The 13287-nt window shown below is 60.5% G+C and carries 15 protein-coding genes; 6 read left to right on the forward strand and 9 right to left on the reverse strand.

What is annotated here, in order from left to right; all coding sequences use genetic code 11:
* Window positions 1-76: 76 nt before the first annotated feature.
* Window positions 77-976 carry a LysR family transcriptional regulator gene (locus AKG12_RS01490; protein ID WP_052817321.1) on the reverse strand — a complete coding sequence of 300 codons (900 nt, stop codon included), beginning with the start codon at window positions 974-976 and terminating at the stop codon, window positions 77-79.
* 97 nt (window positions 977-1073) lie between these two features.
* Here AKG12_RS01490 and AKG12_RS01495 point away from each other — a divergent pair, with 97 nt between their 5' ends.
* The 3 genes from AKG12_RS01495 to glcF all read left to right on the forward strand — a co-directional run bounded on the left by AKG12_RS01495 (window position 1074) and on the right by glcF (window position 5280).
* Window positions 1074-2522 (forward strand): FAD-binding oxidoreductase, encoded by a 1449-nt coding sequence (locus tag AKG12_RS01495; protein WP_444551925.1) that lies wholly within the window; start codon window positions 1074-1076, stop codon window positions 2520-2522.
* Window positions 2523-2760: 238 nt separating this feature from the next.
* Window positions 2761-3975, forward strand: coding sequence for a glycolate oxidase subunit GlcE (gene glcE / locus AKG12_RS01500; RefSeq protein WP_052817322.1), 1215 nt, complete (start codon window positions 2761-2763; stop codon window positions 3973-3975).
* Between the two features lie 3 nt (window positions 3976-3978).
* The gene (gene glcF, locus AKG12_RS01505) at window positions 3979-5280 is read left to right on the forward strand and encodes a glycolate oxidase subunit GlcF (RefSeq protein ID WP_052817323.1); all 1302 of its coding nucleotides are present in this window, start codon (window positions 3979-3981) and stop codon (window positions 5278-5280) included.
* 393 nt (window positions 5281-5673) lie between these two features.
* On the opposite strand, the gene AKG12_RS01510 is transcribed toward glcF, so the two are convergent.
* Complete coding sequence (locus tag AKG12_RS01510) at window positions 5674-6333, reverse strand: outer membrane beta-barrel protein (RefSeq protein ID WP_046800673.1); 660 nt, start codon at window positions 6331-6333, stop codon at window positions 5674-5676.
* 275 nt (window positions 6334-6608) lie between these two features.
* Window positions 6609-7385 carry a L,D-transpeptidase gene (locus AKG12_RS01515; protein ID WP_052817324.1) on the reverse strand — a complete coding sequence of 259 codons (777 nt, stop codon included), beginning with the start codon at window positions 7383-7385 and terminating at the stop codon, window positions 6609-6611.
* A 238-nt stretch (window positions 7386-7623) separates the two neighbouring features.
* Here AKG12_RS01515 and AKG12_RS01520 point away from each other — a divergent pair, with 238 nt between their 5' ends.
* Window positions 7624-8253, forward strand: coding sequence for a DNA-3-methyladenine glycosylase I (locus AKG12_RS01520; protein ID WP_046800675.1), 630 nt, complete (start codon window positions 7624-7626; stop codon window positions 8251-8253).
* A complete protein-coding gene (locus AKG12_RS01525) occupies window positions 8250-8693 on the forward strand; it encodes a hypothetical protein (protein WP_046800676.1) in 444 nt (147 codons plus the stop codon). The genes AKG12_RS01520 and AKG12_RS01525 overlap by 4 nt, the downstream gene beginning before the upstream one ends.
* A 10-nt stretch (window positions 8694-8703) precedes the next feature.
* Here AKG12_RS01525 and AKG12_RS01530 read toward each other — a convergent pair whose 3' ends face one another.
* Window positions 8704-9747, reverse strand: a complete 1044-nt coding sequence (locus tag AKG12_RS01530; protein ID WP_052817325.1) for a YeiH family protein — start codon at window positions 9745-9747, stop codon at window positions 8704-8706.
* 81 nt (window positions 9748-9828) lie between these two features.
* Here AKG12_RS01530 and AKG12_RS01535 point away from each other — a divergent pair, with 81 nt between their 5' ends.
* Window positions 9829-10746 carry a LysR substrate-binding domain-containing protein gene (locus AKG12_RS01535; RefSeq protein WP_046800678.1) on the forward strand — a complete coding sequence of 306 codons (918 nt, stop codon included), beginning with the start codon at window positions 9829-9831 and terminating at the stop codon, window positions 10744-10746.
* 281 nt (window positions 10747-11027) lie between these two features.
* On the opposite strand, the gene copM is transcribed toward AKG12_RS01535, so the two are convergent.
* The 5 genes from copM to relB all read right to left on the reverse strand — a co-directional run bounded on the left by copM (window position 11028) and on the right by relB (window position 13164).
* Window positions 11028-11402 (reverse strand): CopM family metallochaperone, encoded by a 375-nt coding sequence (copM, locus tag AKG12_RS01545; RefSeq protein ID WP_052817327.1) that lies wholly within the window; start codon window positions 11400-11402, stop codon window positions 11028-11030.
* A 58-nt stretch (window positions 11403-11460) separates the two neighbouring features.
* On the reverse strand, window positions 11461-11799 hold the full coding sequence (locus AKG12_RS01550) for a hypothetical protein (protein ID WP_285277703.1): 339 nt from the start codon (window positions 11797-11799) through the stop codon (window positions 11461-11463).
* Window positions 11800-11906: 107 nt separating this feature from the next.
* Entirely contained in the window at window positions 11907-12671 is a 765-nt protein-coding gene (locus AKG12_RS01555) for a hypothetical protein (RefSeq protein WP_052817328.1), read from the reverse strand.
* 6 nt (window positions 12672-12677) lie between these two features.
* Complete coding sequence (locus AKG12_RS01560) at window positions 12678-12947, reverse strand: type II toxin-antitoxin system RelE family toxin (protein ID WP_046800682.1); 270 nt, start codon at window positions 12945-12947, stop codon at window positions 12678-12680.
* Window positions 12931-13164: a type II toxin-antitoxin system RelB family antitoxin gene (gene relB / locus AKG12_RS01565; protein WP_004440186.1), complete on the reverse strand. Its 234-nt coding sequence runs from the start codon at window positions 13162-13164 to the stop codon at window positions 12931-12933. Before relB ends, AKG12_RS01560 begins: the two co-directional genes overlap by 17 nt.
* Window positions 13165-13287 lie beyond the last annotated feature (123 nt).

Below are 13287 nucleotides of genomic sequence, written 5' to 3' on the forward strand. Positions count from 1 at the left end.
GAGTCCTTTCAGCCCAAGGACTTGGGCTGGCTGGATCCCTGTGACAAGCACAGGGATGAGGGAGGCGGCGGCCCCTTCAGCCCTGCTCCCAATAGGGTGAGGGGCCATAGAGCCCGGCCAGATAATCGATGAACAGCCGCACTTTCGCGGGCAGGAACTGCCGGCTCGGATAAATCGCTGATAGCGTGACGTTGCGCGACCCCTCGTAGCCGGGCAGAACCTGCACCAGTTTGCCGGCGCGCAATTCATGGCCGATATCCCAGGTGGAGCGCAGCGCAATGCCAAGCCCTGAAATCACCGCCTCGCGGATCACCTCACTGGAATTGGTGATGAGCATGCCTTCCGGGCGGATGCTCATCGCACCGCCCGGTCCTTCCAGCCGCCAGACATCGTTATTATGGGCCGGCAGGCAGCGGTGCTTTTTCAGATCCTCGATTGTATCAGGCATACCATGGGCCGCGACATATTCCGCCGAAGCGCAAAGCACGCGGCGCACCGGCGCCAGCCTTCGGGCCACGAGGCTGGAGGAATTCAGATCGGCAATGCGGATGGCCAGATCGTAACCGCCCTCAATGATATCGATGAATTCGTCGCTCAGCACCAGATTGACTGAAAGGTCCGGGTGTCGCTCCATGAAGGTCTTCAAGTGCGGCGCGATATGCATGCGCCCGAAGGAGGTGGGGGCGGAAATCTTCAGCGTACCGTTGACGGTGTTGGCGCGGCCGGACACGAAATCCTCGGCCTCTTCCAGCCCTTCCAGCACAGCAAGCACCCGCTCGTAAAATCCCTGTCCGGCCTCGGTCAGTGAAATTTGCCGCGTGGTGCGCTGGAAAAGCCGCGCGCCGAGCTTTTCTTCCAGCCGCTTGATGCGCTTGGAAATGACGGCGGGCGAATAACCAAGCTCCTTGGCCGCCATCGACATGCTGCCGGAGGCGACAACGCTTGCAAAGACTTCCAGATCACCCAGATTTGTCACAGTTGCCCTCGATTATTTCCGGAATGGAAAAAATCCATAACATTTGATTGCGCTGTTTCAAAGTGGTAAAGAAAGAATACCAGTTGGCAGGACATGCATGGAGGAGGGGGCGGTGACGCAGCCGATCAAGTTTCTGGAGCCGCGTGCGAAGGTCGTCGCAAGCCGTGACCGCATCATATCCGATCTGAAGGATATCTTGCCGGAAGACTGTCTTGTGCACGAACCGCGCGAACTCGTGCCTTTCGAAACCGATGCATTCGTTTCCTATCGCCGTCTGCCGTTGGCCGTCGCACTGCCGAAGACGACGGAGCAGGTGGCGGCGGTGATGAAATATTGTCATCGCTACGGCATTCCGGTCGTACCGCGCGGCGCCGGCACCTCGCTGTCTGGTGGCGCGATCCCGCAGGAGGATGCGGTGGTGATCGGCCTTTCGAAAATGGCCTCGATCCTCGAACTCGATTTTTACAATCGCACCGCACGGGTGCAGGCGGGCGTCACCAATCTCTCCATCTCGGATGCGGCCGGTGCGGAAGGCTTCTTTTATGCGCCGGACCCAAGCTCGCAGCTTGCCTGCACAATCGGCGGCAATATCGGCATGAATTCCGGCGGCGCGCATTGCCTGAAATATGGCGTAACCACCAATAATCTGCTCGGCGTGAAAATGGTGCTGGTGGATGGCACGGTGCTCGAACTGGGCGGCAAGCACCTCGACGCCGCCGGTTATGATCTGCTCGCTCTCGTCTGCGGCTCGGAAGGTCAGCTCGGCATCGTCACCGAAGCGACGGTGCGGTTGATCGCCAAGCCGGAAGGCGCGCGACCGGTGCTGTTCGGCTTCGAGACATCCGAGGAGGCTGGCTCCTGCGTCGCCGATATCATCGGCGCGGGCATTATCCCTGTTGCCATCGAATTCATGGACAAGCCTGCCATCGAGATCTGCGAGGCCTTCGCCAAGGCGGGATATCCGCTGGATGTCGGCGCGCTTTTGATTGTCGAGGTCGAAGGCTCCGAGGCGGAAATGGACGCCATGCTGGCTGATATCGTCACCATCGCCAAAAAACATGGCGTGAAGACCGTGAAGGAATGCCAGTCGGCCATGGAGGCGGCGGCGATCTGGAAAGGCCGCAAATCCGCCTTCGGCGCGACGGGACGTATTGCGGATTATATCTGTATGGATGGCACGGTGCCGCTTTCGCAGCTTTCTTACGTGCTGAAAAAGACGAGCGAGATTACCGACCGGCTCGGCCTGCGCGTCGCCAATGTCTTCCATGCCGGCGATGGCAACATGCACCCGCTCATCCTGTTCAACGCCAACGACCCTGATGACGCGGCCCGCGCCGAAGAGGCGGGCAATGAAATCCTGAAGCTCTGCGTCGATGCCGGCGGCTGTTTAACCGGCGAGCACGGTGTCGGCATCGAAAAACGGGATTTGATGCGCCACCAGTATGGTGAGGCCGATCTTGCCCAGCAGATGGCGGTGCGGGCGGCTTTTGATGAGGGGTGGTTGATGAACCCGTCGAAGGTATTTCCGTTGGAGGGGAGGGGATGATGGGTTTGAGGTTTGTGATCTCTGTGGATGTGGCTTACCCCCCTCTGCCCTGCCGGGCATCTCCCCCTCAGGTGGGGAGATTGGCAAGACGCACCTGCGTCGCTCCATCTCTACCGAAGAAAAATGCGGGGCCTTGCCGCGAGTCGATCTCCCCCCTTGTGGGGGAGATGCCCGGCAGGGCAGAGGGGGGTATCCCTCGCGCAAAGGTCGCTATCCCATGCCCGGAGTTCGCCGCCCCATGCTGACCCCATACGCAGAAACACAGGCCGCCGATATCATCCGCGACCACGCAACCCGAAAAACCCCACTGAAAATCATCGGCGGCAACACCCGCTCCGGTTTCGGCAACGTGGTGGCGGCAGACGCCACGCTCTCTTCCCGTGCGATGAACGGTATCGTCTCTTACGTTCCCGCCGAAATGGTCATGACCGTAAAGGCCGGCACCCCGCTCGCCACCGTCGAAGCCGCCCTTGCCGAAAACCGCCAGATGATGGCCTTCGAGCCGATGGACCATCGCCCGATCATGGGTACCAAAGGCGAGCCGACCATCGGCGGCGTCTTTGCCGCCAGTGTTTCCGGGCCGCGGCGGTATGTAGCGGGCGCGGCGCGCGACAGCCTGCTCGGCATCCGTTTCGTCAACGGCAATGGCGAGATCATCAAGGCTGGCGGCCGGGTGATGAAGAATGTCACCGGTCTCGATCTGTCGAAGTTTCTCGCGGGTTCTTTCGGCACGCTCGGTTTCCTCACCGAAGTGACCTTCCGCGTGCTGCCGAAACCGCCGGCTGAAAAAACCGTGGTCGTGTCCGGTCTGGATGACGAGGCGGCGACACGCATCATGGCGGCGGCGATGGCGATGAGCGTCGAAGTATCCGGCGCGGCGCATCTGCCGGAAAGCGTTCGCTCGCGCTTTATCGAAGATAGCCTGCCGGAAGGCCCAGCGACGATCCTGCGACTGGAAGGGCTTGCCGCATCGGTGGAAGCGCGCGTCCGCAAGCTTCTCTCGGTAATGGACCGGGTCGGGCCATGGGCGCTGCTGGAGAAAGAAGAGAGCGGCCTTCTATGGCGACAGGTGCGTGATGTCGCGCCCTATGTGGGGCAGAATACCAAGCCGCTCTGGAAAGTTTCCGTCGCGCCCGCCGCGGGCCACCGGCTTGTCGCGGCGCTGCGCATGGAAGCAGGCATTGACGCCTTTTACGACTGGCAGGGCGGCCTTGTCTGGATGCAGATGGAGGCCGACCCCGAGGCGGATTTGCTGCGCGGCGCAATCCGGGCACTCGGCGGCGGCCACGCAACTTTGGTGAGGGCAAGTGATGCGGCGCGCGCCACTGTCGCTGCCTTCGAACCGCGCCCGGCGGCGGAAGCGCTGCTTTCTGCGCGTATCAGGGAGAAGCTCGATCCGGCGGGCATCTTCAATCCCGGCAAGATGGCCGCAGCGATGGAAAGGGCCGTCTGAACCATGCAAACATCCTTCACGCCCGAGCAGCTGACCGATCCGCATGTGGCGGAATCCGAAAAAATCCTGCGCAAATGTGTGCATTGCGGTTTCTGCACCGCCACCTGTCCCACCTATGTCACGCTTGGCAACGAGCTGGACAGCCCGCGCGGCCGCATCTACCTCATCAAGGATATGCTGGAAAACAGTCGCCCGGCCGACCGTGAGGTCGTCACCCATATCGACCGCTGTCTCTCCTGCCTTGCCTGCACCACCACCTGTCCCTCCGGCGTGGATTACATGCATCTGGTCGATCATGCCCGCGCCCATATAGAACAGACATATAAACGCCCCTTCATGGATCGGCTGTTCCGCAATCTTCTGGTTGCCGTCCTGCCCCATCCCGCCCGTTTCCGGCTGGCCCTGCAACTGGCACGGCTGGCGCGGCCCTTCTCCGGCCTGCTTGCCAGGGTTCCGGCGCTGAAACCGCTGCAATCCATGCTCGCTCTTGCGCCCGCCGCCGTGCCTGCAGCCTCCGCTTCCGCCCGTCCGGGTGACCGGCCTGCCGAAGGCGAAAAACGCGGGCGTGTCGCCATTCTCACCGGCTGCGCCCAGCCAGTGCTCGACCCTGGTATCAACGAGGCGACGCTGCGCCTGCTTGCGCGGCTCGGCATCGAGGTCGTGGTGCCAAAGGGGGAGGGTTGCTGCGGGTCTCTGGTGCATCACATGGGGCGGGAGGAAGAGGCGCTCGCCTCGGCCCGGCGCAATGTCGATGTCTGGACACGGGAGATGGAGAATGACGGCCTCGACGCCATCATCATCACCGCTTCCGGCTGCGGCACCACCATCAAGGATTATGGTCATATGCTGCGGCTTGATCCGGCCTATGCGGAAAAAGCCGCGCGGGTCTCGGCGCTTGCAAAGGATATCACCGAATATCTCGCCACCCTCGATCTGCCGCAAAAGCCAAGCCAGGGCCTGACGGTCGCTTATCATTCCGCCTGCTCCATGCAGCACGGCCAGAAAATCACGCTCGCCCCGAAACAGCTGCTGAAGGCGGCGGGTTTTACCGTGCGCGATCCGGCGGAAGGGCACCTCTGCTGTGGCTCGGCCGGAACCTACAATATTCTGCAGCCGGAAATTTCCGCCAAGCTCAAGGCGCGCAAGGTCAAGAATATCGAAGCCACAAGGGCGGATGTCATCGCCACCGGCAATATTGGCTGCATCACGCAGATCGGAACCGGCACTGATATGCCGATCCTGCACACCGTGGAGCTCTTGGACTGGGCCTATGGTGGGCCGAAACCGGCGCGGCTCTCGGTTTAAAGTCTGCCAGGGAAAAGTGGAACCCGGTTTTCCCGAAAAGATAAACGAATCTAGAGTCTGGAGGTATTCCGATTTCGCACGACACGAGACAGCTCTCCCGCTCGCGTCTCTCCGTCACGGCGGCCATGACCACTATTGTCCGGTTCAGATTTTCATGCACGCGTCCGCCGTCGGAAAGTCGGTGGTGACGGGCATAGACCTCTCTGCGTCATCCTCGGGCTTGTCCCGAGGATCTAATCACGTCGAATAAAATCAACACGTTGGCAGATCCTCGGGACAAGCCCGAGGATGACGTAAGTGCGATTGGCTCGGTTAGCGTTCCTATTTAACGTCACGGCCGAAATGACGGAAAAAGAGAGCGTCTTCCACCCGGCAGGCTTTGCACCACATGTTTTAGAACTTATACGCCACGCCGAAATTCACCGCATTGGTGATGATATCGGTCTTTAACGATGCGCCATTGTCGATATCGACGTCGATAAAGGAATAGGTGCCCTTATATTCCACGAAGGTCGACCAGTTGTCCGTGATGCGGTAGCTGAGGCCGGCCTGTGCCTGCAGGGTGGCGCCACCGAACTGGTATTCGAAGGTTTTACCCGACGGACGGTTCACCTCCACATGCGGCACGTTGATGCCGACGCCGGCGCCCACATAAGGGGTGATCGGCAGGGATTCGAGCGGAAAGCGGTAGAGCGCGTTCAGCGTCAGAAGGTTCAGGCCGTCGGTGAATTCGAAATGCGACCAGCCGGAGCGTGCAAGCGTCTGGTCGTCGGCATAGACCTTGTCATGGGTGAAATCGAGCGAGATACCAAAATTGTTGAGCCGGCCCTCTTCGAACCAGTAGGTGCCGCGCACGCCCCAATAGGGAGGGCTGGAAAATGATTTGCCTTCCCATCCGGCCCGGAAGTCCGGTCCGTCGGAAACCGTCACATCGCTATGAGGGGCGCTTTGCCAGCCGCCATAACCGGAAATTTCAAATTCACCTGCAATCGCGGCAGAGAAGGAAACGCCGCTGAGGAGCAGGGCGCAGACAAAAGAAGCATGGCGCGGCATGGAGAGAATCCAAGTTGATATCAGAAATCCACCAAACCGTTTTTTGATAACATTTGAATGACAGAAACGAAAAACGGGCGGTCAGTTGACCACCCGTTTTAAGGCCGTTCCGTCATCCCCCTGAGAGAGGTCCGGCGCCTGGCGTCCCCCGCCAAGTCTCGTGGAATGCTTCGTTCGATTGAATTGGGCTGGAGTGTACCGCTGAAAGGCGGCAATTCAAGCGGATACGCCGCCACGCCGGCCCTGCAGAGGCCGGAATGGCGCAACCGTTGCCGTCATATCACAATGACCCGCGTTCCAACGTTTACGCGCTCATAAAGATCGGTGACATCCTCGTTGCGCATGCGGATGCAGCCGGAGGAATTGTTGCTGCCGATCGTCCATGGCTGGTTGGTGCCGTGGATGCGGTAAAGCGTGGAACCGAGATACATGGCGCGCGCGCCCATCGGGTTGGCCGGCCCGCCTTCCATGAAGGCCGGCAGGTAATGTCCCTTCGCCGCCTCGCGGCTGATCATTTCCTTCGGCGGGGTCCAGCTCGGCCATTCGGCCTTGCGGGTCACCTTGTGTGTCCCGGCCCATTCGAAGCCGGGTTTGCCGACACCGACGCCATAACGCCGTGCCTTGCCATCGGCGAGCACGAGAAAGAGAAAGCGGTTCGGCGTATCGATGACGATGGTGCCGGGTTTTTCATTGGTCTGATAGGTGACGATCTGCGGCAGGAATTGCGGCGCGATCTGCGTGCGCACCGGCGCGTTGGGTCGCACGGCGGCATTCTGCACCCGTGCCGGGCGCTGCGATGTGACGCCGGAGCTGGGGCGCTGCGGCATGGCGGCCTGACGCTGCTGGAAGAATGGCTGGCGTGCGGCAGGCGCGCGCGGATAAACCACCGGGCGCACATTGCCACGGCCACCCAGCTGCGTGACCCATGGGGCGGAAAGGTCCGGGCTGACGACGATCGGCGGGCGCTCGCGATAACGCTCATTGGCCATGGCGGCCGGGACAGTGAGGGTGGAAACGAGGCTCAGCGCCAGAAAAACGGACTTCATCGTCATCGAGTGGACTCTCTCTGCGGTATGCCGCAACAATGGAAATGGCGGGGAATATTGTCCCGCATTGCCGGACACGTTCGCACCTCGACGCCAGCGAATCGTAAATGGCTGTTCATTAAAAAGCCCTTGATTAGGGAAAGCTGGATTTAAGGTTAGCGCCCGGTTTTGAAACGTGGTGAATGAGTGGTAAGTGCGCAGCTTCCAACGGTTACGCGCGGGAGCGGAAAAGGGTTGTTGCGGAATGAGCGAGGCGGGACTTGAAACCGGTGCGGATGGCCGTGTGCGGTGTTTCTGGCAGCAGGGGCTGGAGGATTACAGCCGTTATCACGATGAGGAATGGGGTTATCCCGTCACCGACGATCGCCGGCTGTTCGAGAAGATCTGCCTGGAAGGGTTCCAGTCCGGCCTTTCCTGGCTGACGGTTCTGCGCAAGCGCGAAGCTTTCCGGCTTGCCTTCGCCAACTTCGAATTCGAAAAGGTGGCGGAGTTCGGCGATGCCGATATTGAGCGCTGCGTTGTGGACAAGGGCATCATCCGTCATCGCGGCAAGATTGTTTCGACCATCAACAATGCCCGCCGCGCTTTGGAACTGCGAGACGAATTCGGCTCGCTCGCCCGATATTTCTGGGGTTTCGAACCCGCTGCCGCAGAAAGGCCGCAAAGGCTGGACTATGCGACGTTAAGGGCCAACCCCACCAGCGCCGCCTCCATCCGTCTTTCGAAGGATCTGAAGAAGCGGGGCTGGAGTTTCGTCGGCCCGACGACCGTCTATGCATTCATGCAGGCCATGGGTATGGTCAATGACCATATCGAAGGCTGCCATTGCCGCCAGCCGATCGAGGTCATGCGGCGGGAGTTCATACGTCCATGAAGGCAACTTCCCTTCTTCTGGCTTTCACTATGACTGTGGCCGCCGTGCCGCATCCGTCATTCGCGGAAAGCCGCAATGTCGATGGCATCTGGCTCGATGACGGCGAAACGCTGAAGCAAGTGGCCCTGCCGCCTGCCGGACCGCTGAAGCTGGATGGCTGGACCCGGCGCGGGCGTGGTGATGTCTACCGCCTGAAAGTGAAGGCCGGGCAGACGGTGAAGATCGAACTTGCCGCCTCCAGCGAATTCGTCCTGATGGCGGTCTTCGATTTTTCGACGCCGGATGAGGATGCGATCTTCTTCAGCGATTCCGGCGGCAAGGTCGCGACGCTGACGCCGAAGGCGGATACCGAATGGCTGATCCGCCCGACACTCATTCTGGGGTCGCCACGCCGTGGCCTCGGCGCGCATTACACGTTGACGGTCAGCACAGGGACATAACGGCGCGCCTTCAGGCCGCCTGTGTCAGCACGATCAGGCCGAAACTCAGAACACCCAGCAGCACCAGCGACAGGCTGGCGGCGAGAATGACCTTGCCACCGGCATGGCGTAGGCTGCGAATATCGACCGAAAGCCCCAGCGCCGCCATCGACATGATGGTGAGGATATTGGACAGCGAGGCGACGGGGGAAAGTAGAACTTCGGGGATGAGGTCGAATGAGCGGGCCATGATCATCAGCACAAAGCCGATGATGAACCACGGAACCATCTGCTGCAACTTCAGACGTCCCTTGCCGGACTGGCCATGGATGACGGAAAGCGTGGCGATCACAGGCCCCAGCATCAGCACACGGATGAGCTTGACGATGGTGCCGGTCTGTACGGCCACGGCTCCAAGCGGCGCGGTGGCGGCCAGAACCTGCGGCACGGCATAGACAGTGAGACCAGCGAAGATGCCATATTGAGTGGCGTCGAGGCCGAGGAGCTGCGGCAGGAACGGCATCAAAAGCACGGCGGCGACGCCGAGAACCGCGGTGAAGGCAATCGAGGCGGCAACATCTTCCGGCTTGGCGCCAATGGCGGGCGCAGCGGCCGCAATGGCGGAGTTGCCGCAGATGGAATTGCCGCAGGCAATCAGCGTTGCAAGCTTGGGCGGCAGCCCCAGCATCCGCCCGGCGGCATAGCTGACGATTAGCGACAATGCGACGATCAGTGCGATGCCGCCGATCAGCAGCCCGCCGGCACCCTTGAGAATGGCAAGGCTGAGGGACGCACCGAGAAGCGCCACGGCGATTTCGAGCAGGGTCTTGGCGCTGAATTTGATGCCGGCCGAAGCGACAGCCGGCAGCGACACCAGCGACCGTAGGATCGTGCCGATCAGAATGGCAAGCACGAGGTCGCCAAGCCATGCATGGCCGGCAAGCCGCACCTGAAAGCGCTCGGCCAGAATGGCGGCGCAGCTGACGGCGGCGCAGAGCAGGATGCCCGGCAGAAGCGGGGTGAGCCAGCGAAGGGAAAACTGAAAGGGATAGGTGAGGGTGCGATGCTGTGCCATGGCCAGACAATGCCGTAGCCGCCTGTTTTATTCTATCAAATAATATGGCATATATCATTCGATAAAATCGAATGAAGCATCATGACCTTTGAACAACTCCGCATCTTCATCGCCGTCGCCGAACGGGAGCATCTGACGAGGGCCGCCGAAGCCATCGGTCTGACAGCTTCCGCCGTCAGCTCCGCCATCAAGAATCTCGAGGCCTTTTATAATGTCGAGCTGTTTCATCGTGTCGGCCGCAACATCGAACTGACCGAAAGCGGCCGGGTATTTCTGGGCGAAGCAAAGGCGACCTTGGCGCGTGTGCGCAATGCCGAATTGATTCTTTCTGAAATGGGTGGGCTGACGCGCGGCGAAATCACCGTCTGCGCCAGCCAGACCATTGCAAGCTACTGGCTGCCGCCGATCCTGATGCAATTCAAAAAGCTTTATCCCGGCGTGACCGTCCGGCTCGATATCGGCAATACCAAGACTGTCACGCAGGCAGTGCTGGACGGTCTGGCGGAGGTCGGTTTCATCGAAGGCAGGATCGATGAGCCGGCATTGATGGTGCAGCCCGTCGTGTCGGACAAGCTGCTGGTCGTCACCGGTTCGGCCCACCCATTCGCCGATGGCCGTTATCTCACCGCGCTCGATATGCTCTATGGCACCTCATGGGTCCTGCGCGAGCAGGGCTCCGGCACCCGTTCCGCCTTCGAGGCGGCGGTGCGGCAGATGGGAGTGGATCCCGGCGAGCTTTCCGTCATGCTGGAACTGCCGTCCAACGAGGCGGTGGTGATGGCGGCACGCTCCGGCGGCGCTGCGACGGCAGTTTCAGCCTCGGTGGCATCCCTCTTTCTGCGGCAAGGGTTGCTCGTCCGCGCCGGCATTGATCTGCCCGCCCGCAACTTCGCCCTTTTGCGCCACAAGGAACGCCACACCAGCCGGGCGGCCATGGAGCTGGAACGCCTTAGCCGTGCGGCATCGGAGGACTACAAGGCCGGTCTTGCGGGGGTGTAGGATGTTTGGCGCTGGTGAGGCGCCAGACAAGTCCAGGCATCCGACATTGTCTCACCCTTGCGCCATAGCGTCGCCGATGAAGCGATAGGCTTCCGCTTGCTTCTTCTCCCCGCCGGGGAGAAGGTCGCGGCAGCGGGATGAGGGGGCGAGCTCTCCGAAATCCGGCAACGTTGCCCCCTCATCCGACCCTTCGGGCAACCTTCTCCCCGGCGTGGAGAAGAAACATGCCGCAAAGTCGCCGGAAGAGCGCCGCAGCCGGCGCTCCCCTTCCACAAAAGCAATCACTTGCCCTTGGATTTCAGCCAGGCCTCCATCATGGCGATTTCGCCTTCCTGCGCCTTGATGACCTCTTCTGCCAGCTTGCGGATTTCCGGGTCTTTGCCATATTCGAGTTGGACCTTGGCCATATCGATCGCGCCCTGATGATGCGGGATCATGCCGCGCACGAAATCGACATCGGCATCGCCGCTATAATCGATGGCCATATCGCCATGCATCTTTTTGCTGGCTTCCATGAAAGCCTTGGTGGAATCGGTTTCGCTTGCGGCACCCTTGGACATGGTGTGCCCGGAATGGCCGCCCGCTTCCTGGGCGAAAAGGGGCATGGCGAAAGCGGTTACGAAAACGGCGGCGAGTGTGATGGTCTTGATAGACATGGATTATCCTTCCTGTGTCTGACGGATTTTTCGATGGATTGAGTGGAAAAATCTGGCGTCAGGCGCGGGGAGGCGGCAGCGGCGGGGCGAAAGCCTTGCCGTTGAAGAGAATGCCACGCTGCGGCTTGGGGTAGGCGAAGATCATCCGGCCGGCATCGGCGAAGATCGTTTGGGGAACCACGATCAGGCAGGCAGCGCAGGATCCGGGATGCGCGGCGTCATCGCCATGTGGGCAACAATCGCCCATGCCCGATTTATGGGCTTTGGCTGTATCTTGCAAATGGGTCTCGGCACCGGTGTCCCGATCTCCGGCATGGTTTGAATGGCCATTTTCATGGCTCATCGCGGATTGCGGCGAAACAGCCATGCCCGCGTCCATCGGCATGCTCATCGCCATCTGCGCCGGCATTGCACCGTAAAGCAGGCAGGCAAGGAACATCAAAGTGCGGATCATCAGGCGCATGACGCGAATTTACCGCGAAAATTGTGGAATAAGCATGACGCTCAGGTCAGTTCACGCGCGATGACGTGATGTACGATACGATAATCCCTGCTTTCCTCTCCAAGGGGGGCAAGCGGCCATTCCCACGCGGCGGTGGGCGAGGAAATCTGGATGCCGTGCAGTAAATCCTCGTGCTGCTGCTGGCTGCCATCCTTGCCGATGACATCGAAGGACGTGTCCGTTACCAGGCAGGCTTTGCAGGGAAGCCCGGCCAGCGCATCGACATGCGTCTGAATGAGTTTCGGCAGCAGATCATCCGGCGCATTCGTGATCTTCTCCCGCTCCAGGCGGTGGTACGCGCCGGTACCGATCTGCGACAGGAGATTGGCCGAAACGACGAGATCGAGATAGGGCACCCGCCGCAGGAAATCGAGCGGTTCTGCTTCTTTCCCGGCAAGGATTTCGTCAAAGCCGGAAAGATCGCGGTTGGCGATGCGGACATTCTTTTTGGCATTGAGGCGCAGCTTCGCCTGCAGGCTGGCAAGATGCACCAGATCAACCAGAACGACGGTATCGAACATAGCCACCAGCGCATCATAGGGCACATCGCGCAACAGGCCCGATCCCAGCACCACTGCCGTCCGCCGCTGCTTCAGCTTTCTGGCCGATTGCAGCACGAATTGCCGGCTGTTGTTTTCATGCTCCGCCCATGCCTTGGCGCAGCGGTTGGCGCGTGCCCACAGGTTGACGGAATAGCGGATATGCGGGCGGAATTCTTTCGGCGTCACCGTGCGGGTGGCGGCATATTGCAGGGCTTCGAGGATCATGAATGCCTAACGGTAGATTTCACGGCGATGGCCGATTTCGACCACCAGCACGACCAGCTTGTGGTCCTGTATATCGCAGATAATGCGGTAGTCGCCCACCCGGTAGCGCCAGAAACTTCCGAGTTCCGAGCCTTGCAGGGCGGTGCCGGTCCTGCGAGGATTTTCGTCTTGGACCACTCGATCTGCGAGAAACGAAACGATGCGGTTCGCATCTTGCTTGGACAGCTTTGCAAGCTGCTTGACGGCGCGGTGCTGAAACTCAATTTTCCAGGTCAAGATTGCGCATCACTTCTTCCAGAGTATAGGTGCGCTCATTGTTTGCGATCCGCCGCCGCGTCGCCTCTTCGGCAAGATAGAGATCTTCCATATCCTCGATATGCTTCTCGATCGCCTCGCGGATATAATAGGCGGAGGTGCGGCCGGTGCGCTCGGAAAGCGCTTTCAGCCGCTCATAGGTCTCATCCGGCAGTCGAATGGCCGTCTGTTTGCTCATGGCTTGCGTCCTTTCCGACTAAAATGGGATACATGCATCCCATATAGCACCGCTTGCCCCGTGCTGCCAGTAAAACCGGAGCCTTTGCGGCTTGCCGCACAGGGCTTCATCCTCTAATACACC

The sequence above is a fragment of the Agrobacterium sp. SUL3 genome, from assembly GCF_001263295.1.
In the GTDB taxonomy this organism is placed as follows: domain Bacteria; phylum Pseudomonadota; class Alphaproteobacteria; order Rhizobiales; family Rhizobiaceae; genus Agrobacterium; species Agrobacterium tomkonis.